The organism is Blastococcus sp. SYSU D00669 (genome assembly GCF_054050715.1).
This window is the reverse complement of the sequence record NZ_JBJGZV010000003.1, coordinates 62,746-80,235: the sequence shown is the minus strand read 5'-3', so window position 1 is coordinate 80,235 and position 17,490 is coordinate 62,746. Positions and strand designations below refer to the sequence as shown.

Here is a 17,490-nt window from a genome sequence, read left to right as displayed (position 1 = left end):
GTCTGCCGCGCCCGCTCACCGGCCGGACCTGCGGTTCTCCCACACGGCGAACGCCGTCCAGCCGGCCGCGGCGACGGCGGCGAGGATCCACAGCCAGCGCAGCGACTCCCCCGCGTTGGACAGCGCCAGCAGGACGGCGACCACGGTCACCGAGCCGGCCAGCGGCGCGGTGCGCAGCAGCTGCCCGAAGGTGTCCGGCGGGGGGATCGCCACGAACACCACCGTCGCCGCGACCAGCAGCAGCGCGCAGACGGCGGCGGCCAGGCCCGACCCCACGCCGAACTCGTCGGGCAGCGTGAACGCGCCGACGCCGGTCAGCACCGCGCCGACCGCCAGCCAGAGGAGCAGCAGCTTGCGCCGCCGCGACCACGGTGCCCGGCCGGGCGGTGGCGGTCCCCACGGGGGTGAGCTCATCGGCCGTTCTGCTCGCAGGCCGCCCGCAGCAGGGCGCGGACCTCCCCGTCGACGTCGCCCGGGCTGCCGAGCGAGACCTCGTGCGTCGCCTGCCCGGGCGCCGCCGACGGCGGGTCGACGTAGCGCAGGCCGAGGTCGAGGCGGGTGGCCGTGGCCGCCGCGGGGGCGGCGAACACCGGGCGCAGCCCGGCCCGCGCGCCGGTGTACTGCCCGTCGACGTACTGCTCGACGGTCGGCCGCTGCCACCCCGCGGCGCGGGCGGCGGCGTCGGCGATCGCCCGCTGGCTGTTCTGCTTCACGCCGTGCACGTCCTCGAGCCACCGGCGGACGGCGTTCTGGTCCAGCGGGTCGATGCCGGAGGTGCCCACGGGGGCCACCCGCTCGTCGAGGCCCCGGCCGGTGCGCTCGGCCATCGAGTCGGTGACCGCGCTCATCATGTCCTCGGGACCGGGCACGGCACCGACGGTAGACCGGTCGGTTGAGACCCTCAATTCATGATCGGATCCGTGCCGGAACCTTGTAGGCGGTACCCGGGGTTACCTATCGTGACCGGACGGGGACCGCCGATCCGGGGGGAGCAGGGCATGGTCCTGTCGCACGAGTGGGACGTCTCGCGGCGCTTGGTGCGCGCACCGGCCAACCGCCGGCCGTGGTGGGTCTCCCACCCCGTCCCCGAGCCGCCCCCGATCGGGCTGGACGCCGAGTCGGGCGGCGCCCGGGTCGTGGTCCGGGTCTCGGGCGAGATCGACGCGCTCACGGCGCCGCACCTGGAGGCCTTCGTCGCCGGCCGCTCGCTGGCCGGCTGCACCGTGCTCGAGCTCGACCTCGCCGACGTCACCGCCATCGCCTCGGCCGGGCTGTCGGCGCTGCTGGAGCTGCGCCGGTGGTGCCAGCAGCGCGGCATCGAGCTGCGGCTGCGCGGCGCCCAGCGCTCGGTGTGGCGGGTCTTCGAGCTGACCGGCCTGCACCGGGTGTTCCCCGAGGGCGACGGCCCGGCGGGCCCGGGGCCGACCCAGGACCTCGCGCTCTTCTGACCCGGTGGGCGGCGCCCCGGGCGGTGCTGCCCGGGACGCCGGCCGCGGTCAGGTGAGCGGCTGCGCCTCGGTGAGGTAGCCGGCGAGCTCCTCCATGTAGGCCGCCTGCGCCCGTTAGTCCATGCCGAGGTACTTCCACGGGTAGAGCTGGTCGGCCTGGACGGCGGGGAGCAGGGCGGCGGTCGGCTGCTGGGCGTACTCCTCGGGCGCCATGCTGAACCGCAGCGAGTACAGGATCACGTCGCTGGGGTGGTCCGGGACCTCCTCCCAGCCGACCGTGTGCCAGAAGTAGTCGTCTCCGTCGCGGACGTCGACGAAGTCCACCCCGAGGTCCTCGTAGAGGTGCAGCGACGGGTCGTCGGCGGCGATGGCCATCCACCAGCCGTCGGACGGCGTGGCGTAGACCGGCAGCACGGTGACCTCCGACGACGCCGCCGCCTCGGAGAGGGTCGCCGACGCCGCCTCGTAGTCCTCGCGCAGCTGGGCCAGCTCGCCGCTGCCGAAGTCGACGCCGAGGGACTCGGCGAGCTCGACGGTGCGTTCGATGACGTCGTCGGCCGAGCCCCGCCAGGCGATGGAGACCACCGGCGCGATCTCGCCCACCTGCTCCTGCTGCTCGATCGACTCGAAGCCGTACGACGGCTGCTCGGGGTCGAGGGTGCCCTCGGCGTCGGTCGGGTAGACCGACGTGACGATCAGGTCCGGCTCGGCGGCGGCGAGGGCCTCCAGGTCGATCTGGCCGTAGCTGGTGCCCACGATCGCGAGGTCGCCGAGGTCCTTGCCCTCGAACGCGACGTCGTCCTCGGCGGAGGTCTGGCCGAAGGACGCCACCGGCTCGATGCCGTAGTTCCACAGCGAGGCGATGACGTCGGTGAGGCCGGCGATGCGGGTCGGCACCTCGTCGAGCTCGACGGTGCGGCCGAGGTCGTCGGTGAACTCCCAGCCGCCGGGGTCCTCGGCGGTGGTGCCGCCGTCGTCCGAGCCGCCGCAGGCGGTCGCCGTCAGGGCCAGGCCCGCGGCCAGCAGGCCGCCGACCAGGCGGCGGGTTCGAGTGCGCAACGCCAACTCCTGTCGATCGGGCCGGGACGGTCTTCCCGGCGTGCGGCGGGTTAGGTTAGCCTTCCCTTCAGACCGGTCGACGAGCAGTCCAGGGGTGCGCGGATGAGCGAGGCAGCAGTGGCCACGGCCACCGAGGTGGTCTCCGAGGTGGTCGCAGCCCCGGCCTACCGGTTCTTCCGGACGACCGTGCTGCGCTCGGTCCGGCTCTCCCCCTCGTTCGTGCGGCTGACCCTCGGCGGCCCCGAGCTGGCCGGCTTCGGCGCGGCCGGCGACGACCAGCGGATCAAGTTCGTGCTGCCCCGCGACGGGCAGCCGTTCGCCGAGCTGATGAGCTCCGGTGCCGGCTGGTACGCCGACTACTGCGCCCTGCCCGACGAGCGCCGCCCGTTCCTGCGCACCTACACCGTGCGCGCGTTCCGCCCCGAGCCGGCCGAGCTGGACGTCGACGTCGTCCTGCACGGGCTGGAAGACGGGCACTCCGGTCCCGCGGCCACCTGGGCCGCAGCGGCCGCCCCCGGGGACGAGCTGGTGGTCCTCGGGCCCGACCGCCCCGGCCGCGGCCGCGCCTGGGCCGCCGAGTGGGCGCCCCCGGCGTCGGCCCGCACCCTCGTGCTGGCCGGCGACGAGACCGCCGTCCCGGCGATCGCCGCGATCCTGGCCGGGCTGCCGGCCGGCCGCCGCGTGGTCGCGCTGCTCGAGGTGCCGACCCCGGGTGACGCGCTGAACCTGGCGGGGGAGTCGGGCGCCGACGTCCGCTGGCTGCCCCGCGGCGACGCCCCCGTCGGCACGCTGCTCGCGCCCGCGGTCGACGTCGCGCTCGCCGAGCTCGGCATCGCGCACCGCGCGGCGGCCGAGGCCGACCTGCCGGACGTCGACGAGGCCACGCTGTGGGAGGTCCCCGACGCCGACCCGGTGTCGACCTGCTACGCGTGGCTGGCCGGCGAGGCGGGCGTGGTCAAGCGGCTGCGCCGGCGGCTGGTCAGCGAGCTGGGCGTGCCGCGGGGCGCGGTGGCGTTCATGGGCTACTGGCGGCAGGGTGCCGCGGCCCTGGGCTGACCCGCGCTCAGCGCAGCCGGCGCACCGGGACCACCATCGGCGTCCCGGTCACCGGGTCGGGCACCACCCGCGCCTCGAGGTCGAACACGTCGGCCAGCAGCTGCTCGGTGAGCACCTCCCCCGGCGTCCCCGAGCCGACCAGGACGCCGTCCTTCATGGCGACGAGCCGGCCGGCGTAGCGCGCGGCCAGGTTCAGGTCGTGCAGGACGACGACGACGGTCCGGCCGCGCTCGGCGTGCAGCCGGGCGACGAGCTCCAGCACGTCGATCTGGTGCGACAGGTCGAGGTAGGTCGTCGGCTCGTCGAGCAGCAGCAGGTCGGTGCCCTGGGCCAGCGCCATCGAGATCCACGCCCGCTGCCGCTGGCCGCCGGAGAGCGCGTCGACCGGCCGGTCGGCCAGGTCGGCCATGTCGGTCCAGGCCAGCGCCTCGCTCACCGCGGCCTCGTCGTCGCGCGACCACTGGCGCAGCCAGCTCTGGTGCGGGTAGCGGCCGCGCGCGACCAGGTCGGCGACGGTGAGCCCCTCCGGGGCGGTCGGCGTCTGGGGCAGCAGACCGAGGACCTTGGCCACCTCGCGGGTCGGCTGCTCGAAGATCGACCGCCCGTCGAGCAGCGTGCGCCCGGCCGCGGGGCGCATCAGCCGGCCCAGCGCCCGCAGCAGCGTGGACTTGCCGCAGCCGTTCGGGCCGACGATCGCCGTGAACGACCCCTCGGTCAGCTCGAGGTCGAGGTCGTCGACGACGACCTTGGTGTCGTAGGCCAGCCGCAGGCCCTCGGCGGCGAGCCGGACGCGCCCGGCCCTGGCGGTGCCGGCGCCGGAGGAGGGGAGGGTCGAGGTCACAGGGTGGTTCGCCGCCTTCCGCGGACCAGGAGCCAGAGCAGGTAAGGGGCGCCGATCGCGGCGGTGAGGATGCCGACCGGCAGCGCCGTCGGCAGGACGGTGCGCGCGACCAGGTCGGCCCCGACCACGAGGGTGGCGCCGAGCAGGCCGGCGGCCAGCAGCGGCGGCCGCGGCCCGCCGGTCAGCCGGACGGCGATCTGCGGCACGACCAGGGCGACGAACGCGATCGGCCCGGCGGCGGCCACCGCGGCGGCGGTCAGCGCGATCGCGACCAGGACGACGGCGGCCTGCGCCCCGGTCACCCGGACGCCGAGCCCGCGGGCGGTGTCGTCGCCGAACTGCAGGACGCCGAGCGCGCGGCTGGTGAGCAGCGCCAGCGGGACGAGCACCGCGAGGCTGACGCTCAGCGCGCCGGCCTGCTCCCAGGTGCGGGCGTTGAGCGAGCCGGTGAGCCAGACGTACGCGGCCGCGGCGTCCCAGATCTGGGCCTCGGTGAGCAGCCAGTCGATCAGCGCCTGGAACCCGGCCCACAGCGCGATGCCGACCAGCACCAGCCGGTAGCCGTTGATGCCGGCCCGCCACGCCAGGAGGAACAGCAGGGTGCCCGCGACGAAGGCGCCGACCAGCGCGGCCAGCGGGATGCCCACCGCGCCGAGCACCGAGCCGGCCGTCGAGGCGCCGCCGCCGATCACGATCGCGGCCACCGCGCCCAGGGAGGCGCCCTCCGTGATGCCGAGGACGTCGGGGGAGGCCAGCGCGTTGCGGGAGAAGGTCTGGAACAGCGCCCCGGCCATGCCCAGCGCCATGCCCACGAGCAGGCCGACGACGATCCGCGGCGCGCGCAGCTCGACGACGACGAACCGCTGGCCCTGCTCGCCGAGGCCCACCAGCGCGCGCAGGACGTCGGTCACCGGGATCGGGTAGTCGCCGCGGCCCAGGCTCAGCGCCGACAGCAGCACCAGCAGCGCCAGGGTGACCAGCGGGACGAGCACCGCCCGCCAGCGGACGACGGCCGACAGCGGCCCGAGCCGCACCACCCCCGGCGGGCGGACCCGCGGGGCCGGGCGGTCGAGGGTGGCGGTCACACGGAGACCAGCCTGCGGCGGCGGATGAGCGCGATGAAGAACGGCGCCCCGACGACGGCCAGCACGATGCCGACCTGCAGCTCCGCCGGGCGGACGACGACCCGGCCGAGCACGTCGGCGAAGAGCATCAGGACGGCGCCGAGCAGGGCCGAGCAGGGCACCAGCCACCGGTTGTCCGGGCCGGTGAAGGCGCGCGTGATGTGCGGCGTCATCAGCCCGAGGAAGCCGATCGGCCCGCAGGCCGCGGTGGCCGCGCCGGCGAGGAGGGTGATGGCGAGCAGCCCGACGGCGCGGGCCAGCCAGATGCGCTGCCCTAGGCCGCGGGCGACGTCCTCGCCGAGGCCGAGCAGGTTCAGCGCCGGCGCGTTCGCCACGGCCAGGACCAGCCCGACGAGCAGGAACGGGGCGACCTGCCAGGCGACGGAGGCGTCCCGGCCGGCGAGCGCGCCGACCACCCAGAACCGGTAGCTGTCGAGGGTCTGCTCGTCGCTGACCAGGATCCCGCGGATCAGCGCGAACAGCAGCGCCGACAGCGCCGCCCCCGCCAGCGCCAGGGTCACCGGGGTGGGGCCGCCGCGGCCGACCGAGCCGATGGCGAAGACCAGCACCGTGCCGAGCAGGGCGCCGGCGAAGGCGAACCAGACGTACCCGGCCGGCGCCCGGACGCCGAGCAGGAAGATCGCCAGGACGACGGCGAGCGACGCCCCCGCGGTGATGCCGAGCAGGCCCGGGTCCCCGAGCGGGTTGCGCGTGTGGCCCTGCATGAGCGCGCCGGCCGCGCCCAGCGCCGCGCCGACCAGGAGGCCGAGCAGCGTGCGCGGCAGGCGCAGCTCGCGGACGATGACCGCCTCCTCGCCGGTCCACGACGGGTCGGTGAGCGCCCGCCACACCTCGGGCAGCCCGATGGCGCGGGTCCCCACGGCGGTGCTGAGCGCCGCGGCGACCACGACCAGCGCGGCGAGGACGAGCAGCAGGCCCAGCCGCCGGCGGGTGCCGTCCCGCGGCGCGGTGCCGGCCCCGGCCGGGGCCGTCCGCCCGGCGGAGCCGGCGGGGGCCTCGGCGGTCACGAGCGGCTCCGGTGGACGAGGGCAGGCAAAAGGAAGCCTTACCTTACTTCGCGCCTGCGTCCGACGGGAACCGGGCAGCCCCGCTGCGGATCGGGCCGTCCGCGGGCGCCCGCAGCTACGATCACGACCGTCGAACCCGTCGCGGACGACGGGTCCAGCAGGAGGGTGGTGCACGGTGACGGTCCGGACCGGCGTGGTGCTGGACGACGTCTCGCGGGCGATCATCGAGCAGCTCCAGGAGGACGGCCGCCGTCCCTACGCCCGCATCGCCGCCGCGGTGGGGTTGTCGGAGGCCGCCGTCCGGCAGCGGGTCCAGCGGCTGCTCGACGCCGGCATCGTGCAGATCGTCGGGGTGACCGACCCGATGCAGGTCGGCTTCGCCCGGCAGGCCATGGTCGGCGTCCGCACCCGCGGCGACACGCGCAAGGTCGCCGACGCGCTGGCCGCCTTCGACGAGGTCGACTACGTCGTGGTCACCGCCGGCTCCTTCGACGTGCTGGTCGAGGTCGTCTGCGAGGACGACGACCGCCTGCTCGACACGGTCAGCCGGATCCGCGACGTCGAGGGCGTGGAGTCGACCGAGACGTTCGTCTACCTGGGGCTGCGCAAGCAGACCTACGCCTGGGGCACCCGCCGTCCCGACGCCCCGGTCGCCGCCGACCTCTGAGCGCGGGTCGGTCAGGCGGCCCCCAGGCCCAGACGGCGGCGGGCGGCGTCCTCCGAGGGGCTGCGCGGGCCGAGCGCGACCTGCAGCGCCCGCAGCTCCAGCCGGGTGACCGCCAGCTGCCCCCGCTCGGCCAGCCCGCCGGCCCCGCGGCCGGGCACGCCGGCGAACGGCGCCACCGACGGCGACACCAGCACCCCCGCCGCCGCGGACAGCCCGGCGTAGAACACCCGCTCGGCGGCGCCGAGACCGGGCGGGGCGGAGAGGAAGGCGCGCAGGTCGGCCGGCACCGGCTCCAGCGACGGGACGCACGCCGCCAGCGCCTCGGCCAGCTCGGCGGCCGAGCGCGGCAGGTCGGTGGCGCCGAGCGCCTCGGCGCTGCGCGCCCAGTCGGCGACGTAGGCGTCGGGCCAGCGCCGGCCGAAGCGGCTCATGTCCCGGCCGACGGCGAGCTGCGCGGCGAGGAAGGCGTCGGTGAAGGCCAGGTGCACCCAGCGCAGCAGCTCCGGGTCGCCGGCGGAGTAGGTCCGGCCGCGCTCGTCGGTGCCGGCGACCCGGCGGTGCATCGCCCGTACCCGCGCCGCTTCGCGCTCGGCCAGCTCGGCGGAGCCGAACGTCGTCACCACCAGCCAGCGGGCGGTGCCGGCCAGCCGCTGCCACGGGTCGTCCCGGTAGGCCGAGTGCCCCTCGACGCCGGCCAGCGCGAGCGGGTGCGCGGCCTGGCCGAGCAGCGCCGTCACGCCGCCGACCAGCGTGGACAGGTCGCCGTGCACCCGCCAGACCACGCCGTCGGGCTCGAACCAGCCGGGTCCCCCGCCGAGGCGGCCGATGTCGCGGACCCAGGCGGGGGTGCCGGACGGGTCGCCGGAGACGCGGGACCGGAAGGCGGACCGGGCGCCCTCGAGGAACGGCGAGGCCAGGGCGGGGAGGAGGTGCACCCCGCCCAGCCTGCGCTCAGCTCTCGATGTTCGCCATGACGTGCTTGATCCGGGTGTAGTCCTCGAACCCGTACATCGACAGGTCCTTGCCGTAGCCGGAGTGCTTGAACCCGCCGTGCGGCATCTCGGCGACCAGCGGGATGTGCGTGTTGATCCACACGCAGCCGAAGTCCAGCCGCTTGCTCATCCGCATGGCGCGGCCGAAGTCCCTGGTCCAGACGCTCGAGGCCAGCCCGTACTCCACGCCGTTGGCCCAGCGGACCGCCTCGTCCTCGTCGGTGAACCGCTGCACGGTGATGACCGGGCCGAAGATCTCCCGCTGCACCATCTCGTCGTCCTGGCGCAGCCCGGCGACGACGGTGGGCTCCACGAAGAAGCCGCGGTCGCCCTGCCGGTGACCGCCGGCGGTGATCTCGGCGTGGTCGGGTGCGCGGTCGAGGAAGCCGGTGACGTGCGCGAGCTGGTTGGCGTTGTTCACCGGCGGCACCAGCGCGTCCTCGTCGCCGGCGCCCTTCTCGAACGTGGTCGCGGTGTTCCGCGCCTGCTCGCTGAGCGCGGCGACGAAGTCGTCGTGGATGCCCGGCCCGGCCAGCACGCGGGTGGCGGCGGTGCAGTCCTGCCCGGCGTTGAAGTAGCCGGCGATCGCGATGTTCTCCGCGGCCGCCTCGAGGTCGGCGTCGTCGAACACGACCACCGGGGCCTTGCCGCCGAGCTCGAGGTGCACCCGCTTGAGGTCGTGCGAGGCGGCCTCGGCCACCTGCATGCCGGCGCGCACCGAGCCGGTGATCGCCACCAGCTGCGGGATCTCGTGCGTCACCAGCGCCCGGCCGGTGTCGCGGTCGCCGCAGACCACGTTGAGCACGCCCGCCGGGAACGCCTCGGCGGCCAGCTCCGCCAGCCGCAGCGTGGTGGCCGGGGTGGTGTCGGACGGCTTGAGGACGACGGTGTTGCCCGCGGCCAGCGCCGGCCCGATCTTCCAGACCGCCATCATCATCGGGTAGTTCCACGGCGTGACCTGGCCGACGACGCCGATCGGCTCCCGCCGGATCCACGACGTGTGGCCCTTCATGTACTCGCCGGCCGCCTTGCCCTCCAGCGTCCGCGCGGCCCCGGCGAAGAACCGGAGCTGGTCGACCATCGGCGGGATCTCCTCGCTGGCCGTCAGCGCGATCGGCTTGCCGGTGTTGCGGCTCTCCAGCTCGACCAGCTCGTCGGCGTGCTCCTCGACCAGGTCGGCCAGCTTCAGCAGGGCCTTCTGCCGCTCCGACGGCGTGGCGTCGCGCCAGGTCTCGAACGCGTCGGCGGCCACCCGGTAGGCGCGGTCGACGTCCTCCTCGGTGGAGACCGGTGCGGTCGCGAACACCTCCCCCGTGGCCGGGTCGACCAGGTCGGACCGGCGCCCGTCGGCGGCGTCGACGTGCTCGCCGCCGACGAAGTTGCGCAGCTCCAGCTTGTCGCTCACGACCGTCCTCCATGCTCTCGGTGGGCGCCCTGCACTCCACCGGTGAATCGCCGGGTTGTCAACGGAACCAGTGGTGCAAGCGTACGGATCACGCGGAAACCGTCGTCCCGTCGCCGCCGTCCAGCTCGGCCAGCAGCTCCGAGCCGGTCACCACCTTCGTCGCGAAGTGCCGGTGCATCCAGTCGAGGTGGTCGTGCCGGCTGCGCATGATCCGCAGCGTGTCCCAGTTCGGGAACACCTGCTGCAGCACGTGCACCTGCATCAGCCGGGGGTCGACCTCGTAGACGTGCTCGAAGGTCGTCTGCGCGACCTCGCTGACGCGCAGCGGCTGCGGCGGGGTGTGCTGCTCGGCGAAGCGGTACGGGGCGGTCGCGGCCGGGCCGGCGGGCTGGTCATCGGTTCTCATCGGTCGTGTCCCTCCCGTAGGCGCGGTCGAGCAGGTACTTGCCCGGGTTCATGACGTTGTTCGGGTCGAGCGCGCGCTTGACCTCGAGCATCACGTCGAACCCCTTGCCCAGCTCCTGCGGCAGCAGGTCGACCTCACCCTCGCGGCAGGAGCCGTGGCAGGCGCTCATCGACCCGCCGTTCGCGATCGCCACCGCCGCGATGTCGCGCTTGGCCTGCACCCACGCGGCCCAGGCGGCGTCGTCCAGGCGCTGCTCCCAGATGCCGACGTCGATCTCGGTGAGGTAGTCGACCCCGGTGTTCGCCGAGGTGTAGGCGAACATCCCCCAGTCGTCGAACACGTCGGTCTTGCGCCGCAGGTCGGCGACGATCTCGTGCCAGGCCTTGCTCACCGCCGGGACGGCCGAGTAGTTGACCGCGGCGTCCTCGCAGTGCCACGACATCGGGATGACCTGGCCGTCCTTGGTCCGGCCGTGCAGGGGGGTGGCGTACCGGTCGTGCCGGGCCGCCCAGTCGCCCTCGGAGATCTCGTCGCCCAGGTAGCGCGCGTTGTGCTCCTTGGCGATCCGGAACAGCCGCCGGCCGCCGGCCCGCACCTCGTCCTCGTAGCCGTACATCACCGCGCAGACCAGCGCGCGGACGTCGGCCGGCTGCGGGATGTACGCCTCGTCGTCGCGGCGCAGGTAGGCGACCTTGTGCTCGTCGAAGAGCACCGCACCGGCGAACGTGGCCACCCCGGCCCGGGCCAGCGCGCCGACGCAGGCGTACGCGTCGTCGTAGTTGTCGAACGACCAGAACGGCGAGAGCTCGGCCTCGGGCTTGGGGAAGAGCTTGAGCGTCGCCTTCGTCGCGATGCCCAGCGTGCCCTGGTGCCCCATGAACAGGTGCTTGAGCTGGTACCCGCTGGAGCTCTTGCTGATCTTCTGCCCGATGCCGTCGCCGACGTGCAGCACCTCGCCGGTGGGCAGCACGTGGTCGAAGCTGAGCACCAGGTCGCGGGTGTGCCCGTAGCGGGCGCCGATCAGCGACCAGCCGCTGGTGCCGATCCGGCCGCCGACCAGCGAGCACGGGTAGGACGCCGGGTCGTCCGGGTAGAACAGCCCGTGCTGGGCCAGCCGCTCGTTGAGCTTGAGCATGTTGATGCCGGTGCCCACGGTGACCGTGCGGTTGACCAGGTCCAGCTCGTGGATCTGGTTCATCTTCTTGACGTCGACGACGATGCCGCGGCGCATCGGGACGGCGCCGTCGGTCAGGCCGGTGCCGCCGTCGCGGGGGACCACGGGGATCCGCAGGTCGTTGGCGATCTTCACGACGGCCGCGACCTGCTCGGTGGAGGTGGGCATCACGACGACGTCGGGCACCCGCTCCGACCAGCGGTGCACGGGGAAGGGCGCGGGCACCCGGGCGCGGTTGTAGCGGTCGGTCTTGGCCAGCAGGATCTGATCGTCGCCGAGGACGGGACGCAGGGCCGTCACCAGGGTGGCGAGGGCGGCGTCGTCGAGCGGCTCGCGCGTGAAGGGCGCGGGTTCGGTGATCGTCATGGTCAGTGCCCCCCGCACCCGCAGCCGCCGGACCCGTTGCCGCAGCCGCCGCCGCAGCCGCCCCCGCCGCAGCCACCGCGGCTGCTGCCCCGCTCCCGCCGGGCGCGGCCGGGGACGCCGGTGCGCTCCTGCGCCAGCCGGCGGTCGCCGACGTCGCCGCGCGAACCGCCGACGGTGATGCCGAGCGACTGCGCGAAGAGCTCGTGCAGGTCGACGACGTCGATGTCCTCCGCGTCGCCGGCCTCCGACAGCGGCCGCTCCGACCACGGGCAGGCGCTGACCAGGGTGTCGACGTCGAGCTCGGCGGCGCGCTCGAGCCGCGCCGCGCTGATCTTCGCGGTGAGCTCGGGCTTCTCGACGGGCAGGCCGCCCCCGCCGCCGGAGCAGTAGGACCACTGGGTGACCCGGTCGACGTCCTCGAACCGCAGGCCGGGGATGGCCCGCAGCAGCTCGCGGGGCTCCTGCCAGATGCCCTTGCGCTTGTTGAGCCGGCAGGGGTCGTGGTACGTGATCGCCCGGTCGACCGGCACGCTCGGCGTCAGCCGGCCCTCGCGCAGGAGCTGGGCCAGGACGTCGAGGACGAGGACGACCTCGATGTCGAACTCCTCGCCGAAGTACTTGGGGTAGTCCTCGGTGAAGCTGATGTAGTCGTGCGGGTCGAGCACCAGCACCCGCCTGGTGCCGGTGGCCCGCCAGTTGTCCAGGTTGTGCCGGGCGAACCGCTGGGCCTGCTCGGCGTAGCCCATCTCCGCGGCCGGGCCGCCGCAGCACCACTGCTCGCCCATCAGCCCGAACTCGTAGCCGGCCAGCTGCAGCATCTGCGCGACAGCGCGCGGCACGGAGGTGCGGTAGAAGGCCGCCTCGCAGTCGACGAAGAGGACCGTCTCGCCGCCGATCGGGATGTCGAGCCCCTCGGCCCAGTCGCGCACCTTCTCCTGGCTGACCGGCGTCTCGCCGAGCACCGGCTCGTGGGTGCGCAGGTCGGTGCGCTCGTTCCAGATCTTCCAGTTCGGCTGGTGCACACCCTTCTCGACCGCGAGCGAGCGCACCGCCTTGACGACGTCGACCGTGCGGGTGCGGAAGCGGTAGAAGTCGCCGGTGAACAGGGTGTTGGGGCACCGCAGCTCGCAGGCCCCGCACTGCGTGCAGTTGACGTAGTCGGCGGCGATGTCACCGATGTCGAGCTCGCCCCGCTCCATCGCGACCACGTTGGCGTGGAACGCCGTGGGCGTCCACGACTCGTTGCGCTCCACCTGCGTGACCGGGCAGACCTCGCGGCAGAACTTGTGGCCGGAGGAGAAGCAGTTGTACGAGGTGTTGCGCCACTGCTCGACGAAGGCCGCCGTCTGCGGGTCCTGCCGCGGGGCGGGCACCGGGCCGGCGAGCGTCTCGGGGAACTGCGCCAGCTCCGGGGGGTTCGACGGGGCGCCCGGGGTGAACGGTTCGGACAGGGCGTCGGGGGCCGACGACCGTTCGGGCTGGACCTGTGTCACGTCGTGCTCCTCGTCACAGGATGGGTGGGGCGAGCGCCACGCTAACGAGGAAAACCTATGGAATCAACGCTTATGCATCGATCCCCGAGGTGCGACACTCTGCCCGTCCGGAGGGGAGGGGACGGTGCAGCTGCTCAGCGGTGACGCCCGCCGTGCCGTGTTCGCCCCCCTCGACGACCGCGCCCTGCGCAGCGAGGCGGTGGTGCGGCGGGTCGGCAGCGCGATCGCGCTCGGCCTCCTCGGCGACGGCGAGCAGCTGCCCACCGAGACCGACCTGGCGACGATGCTCAACGTCTCCACCATGACCCTGCGCGAGGCGCTGGCCGAGCTGCGCGGGCTGGGGCTCGTCGAGACCCGGCGCGGCCGCGGCGGCGGCAGCTTCGTGCGGGCGCGCGACGACGTGCTCGGCGCCCTGGCCGACACCCGGCTCGCGGAGCTGGGCACCACCGACCTGCGCGAGCTCGGCGACGTCCACGGGGCGGTCGCGGCGGCCGCGGCCCGGCTGGCCGCGACCCGGGCCTCCCGGACCGAGATCGCGCGGCTGCGCGACATCGTCGAGCGGCTGGCGCGGGCCGACTCGGTGACCGACCAGCGGCGGGCGGAGGGCCGCTACTACATCGAGCTGGCCGCCTGCGCCCAGTCGGTGCGGCTGACGATGCAGCTGATGGACCTCCACCTGGAGCTCGGGCAGCTGCCCTGGCCGCCGGCGCACGCCCCCCAGCTGCTCGGGGTCATCGTCGCCAGCCACCGGGCCGTCGTCGACGCGATCGCCGCCCGCGACGCCGTCACCGCCCGCGCCCTCACCGAGGGGCACATCGAGACGCGGACGCTGTGGTCCACCGAGCTGCGGTTGCGCGCCGGCTCGGCCGACGGGGGAGCGGCCCGGCTGGAGGTCTCGTGACGCCCGGCGCCCTCCCGCGCGTGCTCGGCGCCGTCACCGAGGTGGTCGAGCACGTCTTCGCCACGGTCGCCGAGGTGCACTCCGCCGTCCTGCGGCCGGCGGCGCAGGACGGGCTGCGCAGCGGCGGGCCGGTGCTCGGCGACGACGTCGCGCGGCTGCTGCTGCGACCGGACCAGCTGGCCGTGGGGCTCGGGCTGGTGGCCGCCCCGCAACCGCAGCGCGGGCTGCCGCTGCGCCTGGAGTGGTGGCAGGTCGACCCCGAGGGCGGCCGGCCGCGCTCCCTCGAGCCGGACCTGCGGCCCAGCAGCCTCGGCTACTACGACTACACCGCGGCCGAGTGGTTCGACGTCCCCCGGCGGACCGGACGGCGGTACGTCGTCGGCCCGCACGTCGACGTCCACGGCACCGGCCGCTACGTGCTCACGCTGACCGAGCCGGTCGTCGTCGACGGCGAGTTCGCCGGCGTGGTGGGGGCCGACGTCCCGGTCCGCCGGTTCGAGACGCACCTGCTGACCGAGCTGGGCGCGCTGCCCACCCGCTTCCTGCTCGTCAACGACGAGGACCGGGTGGTGCTCTCCACGTCCCCGCGACGGCTGGTGGGGGAGCTGCTCCCCGCCGGCGCGTCCGAGGGTCCCGCGGCCGAGGTGCCCGGGGTGCCGTGGCGGGTGGTCCCCGTCGCCGACGCGGGCGTGCTGAGCGCCTGACGGCGGCCGCGCGGCGAAGAGATCGCCCGCTGGCCCTTGTCCTCAGAACTCTGCCTCTATAGGTTTTCGCGCGAACCTGTGGTCCAGGGCACACCGTGCCCACGACGACTTCCTGGCAGACGAGGAGGCCCGGTGCACGACTCCGGACCGCACGCCGCACCGCTCGACGACGACGCCCAGCTCGCCGCGCTCGGCTATTCGGGGCAGTTCGAGCGGAGCATGGGGCTCTGGGCGAACATGGCGCTCGGCTTCACGTACCTGTCCCCGCTGGTGGGCGTGTACTCGCTGTTCGCCTACAGCCTCTCGATCGGCGGCCCGCCGGCGATCTGGTGGATCGTCATCGTGGGCGCCGGCCAGCTGCTCGTCTCGCTGGTCTTCGGCGAGGTGGTCTCGCAGTACCCGCTGGCCGGCGGCATCTACCCGTGGGCGCGGCGGCTGTGGAACCGCCGGTACGCCTGGATCGTCTCGTGGGTCTACATCTGGGCGATCATCGTCACCGTCACCTCGGTGGCGCAGTTCGGCGGCGGTTTCGTCGCCGCGCTCTTCAGCATCGAGGCCACCCCGGGCGTCGCGCTCGCGACCGCCGTCGGGCTGCTGGCCCTCGCCTTCGCCATCAACTACAGCGGCACCCGCACCCTCGCCCGCATCGCCAAGATCGGTCTCGCGGCCGAGCTGATCGGCGTCATCGTGCTGGGGCTCTACCTGCTGCTGTTCCAGCGCGAACAGCCGTTCTCGATCTTCTTCGACACCCTGGGCACGGGCGAGGGCGGCTACCTCGGCCCGTTCCTGGCCGCCTCGCTGTCGGGCCTGTTCCTCTTCTACGGCTTCGAGGCGTGCGGCGACGTCGCCGAGGAGGTCTCCGACCCGACCCGCCGCATCCCGCGGGCGATGATCCTCACCATCCTCGTGGGCGGCGTCTCCGGCCTGCTGTCCTACGCCGGCTACGTGCTGGCCGCGCCGAACCTGCCGGCCATCGTCGCCGGGGAGGACGCCGACCCCATCCCGTCGATCCTCGAGAGCACCCTGGGCACCGCCGGGTCGAAGGTCTTCCTCGTCGTCACGGTGACGGCCTTCATCTCCTGCGTGCTCTCGCTGCAGGCGGCCGGCAGCCGGCTGCTCTACGCGTTCGCCCGCGACCGCATGCTGCCGGCCAGCGGCTGGCTCGCGCACGTCTCGAGCCGGCACGCCGTCCCCACGAACGCGCTGCTCGTCGTCTGCGTCGTCCCGATGCTCATCTGCCTGTTCGTCTTCTTCCAGCCCGACGCCCTGCCGCGGGTCACCGCCTTCGCGGTGCTCGGCATCTACATCGCCTTCCAGGCCGTCGTCCTGGCGGCGCTGCGGCAGCGGCTGAAGGGCTGGCGCCCGGCCGGGCTGTGGAACCTCGGCAGCGCCGGGCTGGTCGTCAACGTGCTGGCGCTGGCCTACGGGATCTTCGCGATCATCCTGCTGATCAAGCCCGCCCCCGGGACCGTGACGTTCCTCGACCGCTGGATCGTGGCGATCGGCCTGGCCATCGTGGCCGGCAGCGGCCTGCTCTACCTGTTCCTGGCCCGGCCCGACCGGCACTCCGCAGACATCCCCGAGGGCGACGCCCGCGAGGTGGCAGCACAGCTCCGTCAGATCCGGCGCGACGCCTCCCCGGGCGCCGCGCGCACCCAGGCGAGTGAGGAGATCCGATGAAGTTCAGCTACGCGATGTTGCCCGACTACTCGTTGGAGGAGGCGCTGCGAGCCATCGAGCTGGCCGACCAGCTCGGTTTCCACGCCGTCTACGCGGCCGACGAGACGTGGCACAAGGACCTGTGGCTCCTGTTCGCCGCAGCGGCGGCGCGGACCTCGAGGGTGCGGATGGGGCCCAGCGTGTCGTCGGTCACCCTGCGCGAACCGTCGCTCATCGCCCAGGCCACCGCCACGCTCGACGAGCTCACCGGGGGGCGAGCCGAGGTGGTCCTGTCCAGCGGCAACTTCGGGCTGCTCGCTCAGTACAAGATGGACTGGAAGCAGATGAAGCCGCTCTCGCGCACGATCGAGGGCGTCAAGGTCGTCCGGACCCTGCTCGACGAGGGTGCGATCACCTTCGACGGCGAGTTCTTCAAGTACGACGGCCTCTTCACCTTCGCCCGGCCGGTGCAGGAGCGGGTGCCGGTCATGATGGGCGCGATGCGCGGCCCGCGCTCGTTCGAGGCCGCGGCCGAGTTCTCCGACGGCTGCCACCAGGCCCTGAGCTACAGCCGCGAGGCGTACGAGTACGCGGCCGAGCACTTCCGGGCGGGGGCCGAGCGGGCCGGCAAGGACTGGACGACGCTCGACTTCGGAGCCTGGGTCGTCGTCGCGGTCGGCCGTGACTCGGCGGCGGCCAAGGAGGCCGCCCGCAGCATGGTCGGCATCTACGCCTCCTCCATGCCGGCCGAGCAACTACAGCGGCACGGGGTCGACCCAGCGCAGCTCCAGCCGATCATCGACGCGATCGCCGGTGGTGACCTCGCGCGCGGCATCGAGCTGACCACGCCCGACATCACCGAGCGGCTCTCCTTCGCCGGCACGCCGGACGAGGTGGTGGCCAAGATCCGCGAGATCGAGCCGGCCGGCGTCAACCACGTCATCGCAGCGATCAACGACGCCTCGATCGTCAAGGCGTTCACCGGCCGCGAGATCCCCGGAGTGGCCACCGTCGAGGAGCAGCTGCAGCTGATCCACGACGAGGTCATGCCGGCGTTCGCGCGGACCCCGGCGGGTGCGTCCGCCGGCTGAGCAGGGGTCGACCGGCTCGCCCTCGCCGGGCGGGCCGGTCGACGCATACAGTCGCCCGGAAGCCCAGATCGCGCGG

General features: G+C 74.1%; 18 protein-coding genes. 7 read left to right on the top strand and 11 right to left on the bottom strand.

The features are described from left to right. Nucleotides 1-15 precede the first annotated feature (15 nt). Both ACI8AF_RS03790 and ACI8AF_RS03785 read right to left on the bottom strand, forming a co-directional pair. A complete protein-coding gene (locus ACI8AF_RS03790; RefSeq protein ID WP_456538330.1) occupies nt 16-414 on the bottom strand; it encodes a hypothetical protein in 399 nt (132 codons plus the stop codon). Further along, entirely contained in the window at nt 411-869 is a 459-nt protein-coding gene (locus ACI8AF_RS03785) for a hypothetical protein (RefSeq protein WP_456538329.1), read from the bottom strand. The genes ACI8AF_RS03790 and ACI8AF_RS03785 overlap by 4 nt, the downstream gene beginning before the upstream one ends. A 129-nt stretch (nt 870-998) precedes the next feature. On the opposite strand from ACI8AF_RS03785, the gene ACI8AF_RS03780 reads away from it, so the two are divergent. Then, nucleotides 999-1,448, top strand: a complete 450-nt coding sequence (locus ACI8AF_RS03780; RefSeq protein WP_456538328.1) for an STAS domain-containing protein — start codon at nt 999-1,001, stop codon at nt 1,446-1,448. Nucleotides 1,449-1,562: 114 nt separating this feature from the next. On the opposite strand, the gene ACI8AF_RS03775 is transcribed toward ACI8AF_RS03780, so the two are convergent. After that, nucleotides 1,563-2,507: an ABC transporter substrate-binding protein gene (locus ACI8AF_RS03775; RefSeq protein WP_456538327.1), complete on the bottom strand. Its 945-nt coding sequence runs from the start codon at nt 2,505-2,507 to the stop codon at nt 1,563-1,565. 102 nt (nt 2,508-2,609) lie between these two features. Here ACI8AF_RS03775 and ACI8AF_RS03770 point away from each other — a divergent pair, with 102 nt between their 5' ends. Further along, the gene (locus ACI8AF_RS03770; RefSeq protein WP_456538326.1) at nt 2,610-3,563 is read left to right on the top strand and encodes a siderophore-interacting protein; all 954 of its coding nucleotides are present in this window, start codon (nt 2,610-2,612) and stop codon (nt 3,561-3,563) included. A 7-nt stretch (nt 3,564-3,570) separates the two neighbouring features. Here the strand turns inward: ACI8AF_RS03770 and ACI8AF_RS03765 are convergent, their stop codons facing one another. Genes ACI8AF_RS03765 through ACI8AF_RS03755 form a run of 3 tightly spaced genes read right to left on the bottom strand, consistent with a single transcriptional unit; the run spans nt 3,571 to nt 6,556 of the window. Beyond that, nucleotides 3,571-4,404, bottom strand: a complete 834-nt coding sequence (locus ACI8AF_RS03765) for an ABC transporter ATP-binding protein (RefSeq protein WP_456538325.1) — start codon at nt 4,402-4,404, stop codon at nt 3,571-3,573. Next, nucleotides 4,401-5,489, bottom strand: coding sequence for a FecCD family ABC transporter permease (locus ACI8AF_RS03760; RefSeq protein ID WP_456538324.1), 1,089 nt, complete (start codon nt 5,487-5,489; stop codon nt 4,401-4,403). Before ACI8AF_RS03760 ends, ACI8AF_RS03765 begins: the two co-directional genes overlap by 4 nt. Then, nucleotides 5,486-6,556, bottom strand: a complete 1,071-nt coding sequence (locus tag ACI8AF_RS03755; protein WP_456538323.1) for a FecCD family ABC transporter permease — start codon at nt 6,554-6,556, stop codon at nt 5,486-5,488. The genes ACI8AF_RS03760 and ACI8AF_RS03755 overlap by 4 nt, the downstream gene beginning before the upstream one ends. Nucleotides 6,557-6,731: 175 nt before the next feature. Between ACI8AF_RS03755 and ACI8AF_RS03750 the strand changes: the two genes are divergently transcribed. Continuing rightward, nucleotides 6,732-7,223: an Lrp/AsnC family transcriptional regulator gene (locus ACI8AF_RS03750; RefSeq protein ID WP_456538322.1), complete on the top strand. Its 492-nt coding sequence runs from the start codon at nt 6,732-6,734 to the stop codon at nt 7,221-7,223. A gap of 11 nt (nt 7,224-7,234) precedes the next feature. Here the strand turns inward: ACI8AF_RS03750 and ACI8AF_RS03745 are convergent, their stop codons facing one another. The 5 genes from ACI8AF_RS03745 to ACI8AF_RS03725 all read right to left on the bottom strand — a co-directional run bounded on the left by ACI8AF_RS03745 (nt 7,235) and on the right by ACI8AF_RS03725 (nt 13,059). Next, nucleotides 7,235-8,158: an oxygenase MpaB family protein gene (locus ACI8AF_RS03745; protein ID WP_456538321.1), complete on the bottom strand. Its 924-nt coding sequence runs from the start codon at nt 8,156-8,158 to the stop codon at nt 7,235-7,237. Nucleotides 8,159-8,174: 16 nt separating this feature from the next. Beyond that, on the bottom strand, nt 8,175-9,620 hold the full coding sequence (locus tag ACI8AF_RS03740) for a gamma-aminobutyraldehyde dehydrogenase (protein WP_456538320.1): 1,446 nt from the start codon (nt 9,618-9,620) through the stop codon (nt 8,175-8,177). Between the two features lie 88 nt (nt 9,621-9,708). Further along, complete coding sequence (locus tag ACI8AF_RS03735) at nt 9,709-10,026, bottom strand: hypothetical protein (protein ID WP_456538319.1); 318 nt, start codon at nt 10,024-10,026, stop codon at nt 9,709-9,711. Next, complete coding sequence (locus ACI8AF_RS03730) at nt 10,013-11,566, bottom strand: FAD-binding oxidoreductase (RefSeq protein ID WP_456538318.1); 1,554 nt, start codon at nt 11,564-11,566, stop codon at nt 10,013-10,015. Before ACI8AF_RS03730 ends, ACI8AF_RS03735 begins: the two co-directional genes overlap by 14 nt. A 2-nt stretch (nt 11,567-11,568) precedes the next feature. Beyond that, on the bottom strand, nt 11,569-13,059 hold the full coding sequence (locus tag ACI8AF_RS03725; protein ID WP_456538317.1) for a (Fe-S)-binding protein: 1,491 nt from the start codon (nt 13,057-13,059) through the stop codon (nt 11,569-11,571). A 124-nt stretch (nt 13,060-13,183) separates the two neighbouring features. Here ACI8AF_RS03725 and ACI8AF_RS03720 point away from each other — a divergent pair, with 124 nt between their 5' ends. The 4 genes from ACI8AF_RS03720 (at nt 13,184) to ACI8AF_RS03705 (ending at nt 17,414) form a co-directional block, all read left to right on the top strand. After that, nucleotides 13,184-13,960 carry a FadR/GntR family transcriptional regulator gene (locus ACI8AF_RS03720; protein ID WP_456538316.1) on the top strand — a complete coding sequence of 259 codons (777 nt, stop codon included), beginning with the start codon at nt 13,184-13,186 and terminating at the stop codon, nt 13,958-13,960. Further along, nucleotides 13,957-14,664, top strand: coding sequence for a cache domain-containing protein (locus ACI8AF_RS03715; RefSeq protein ID WP_456538315.1), 708 nt, complete (start codon nt 13,957-13,959; stop codon nt 14,662-14,664). The genes ACI8AF_RS03720 and ACI8AF_RS03715 overlap by 4 nt, the downstream gene beginning before the upstream one ends. A gap of 132 nt (nt 14,665-14,796) precedes the next feature. Next, on the top strand, nt 14,797-16,344 hold the full coding sequence (locus ACI8AF_RS03710; RefSeq protein ID WP_456538314.1) for an APC family permease: 1,548 nt from the start codon (nt 14,797-14,799) through the stop codon (nt 16,342-16,344). Then, nucleotides 16,341-17,414 carry an LLM class flavin-dependent oxidoreductase gene (locus ACI8AF_RS03705; protein ID WP_456538313.1) on the top strand — a complete coding sequence of 358 codons (1,074 nt, stop codon included), beginning with the start codon at nt 16,341-16,343 and terminating at the stop codon, nt 17,412-17,414. Before ACI8AF_RS03710 ends, ACI8AF_RS03705 begins: the two co-directional genes overlap by 4 nt. Nucleotides 17,415-17,490 lie beyond the last annotated feature (76 nt).

What these genes read in the sequence shown, in the direction of transcription:
- ACI8AF_RS03735 (WP_456538319.1), bottom strand. Translation starts at nt 10,026, where the DNA reads ATGAGAACCGATGACCAGCCCGCCGGCCCGGCCGCGACCGCCCCGTAC.
- ACI8AF_RS03705 (WP_456538313.1), top strand. Translation starts at nt 16,341, where the DNA reads ATGAAGTTCAGCTACGCGATGTTGCCCGACTACTCGTTGGAGGAGGCG.
- ACI8AF_RS03770 (WP_456538326.1), top strand. Translation starts at nt 2,610, where the DNA reads ATGAGCGAGGCAGCAGTGGCCACGGCCACCGAGGTGGTCTCCGAGGTG.
- ACI8AF_RS03790 (WP_456538330.1), bottom strand. Translation starts at nt 414, where the DNA reads ATGAGCTCACCCCCGTGGGGACCGCCACCGCCCGGCCGGGCACCGTGG.
- ACI8AF_RS03780 (WP_456538328.1), top strand. Translation starts at nt 999, where the DNA reads ATGGTCCTGTCGCACGAGTGGGACGTCTCGCGGCGCTTGGTGCGCGCA.
- ACI8AF_RS03730 (WP_456538318.1), bottom strand. Translation starts at nt 11,566, where the DNA reads ATGACGATCACCGAACCCGCGCCCTTCACGCGCGAGCCGCTCGACGAC.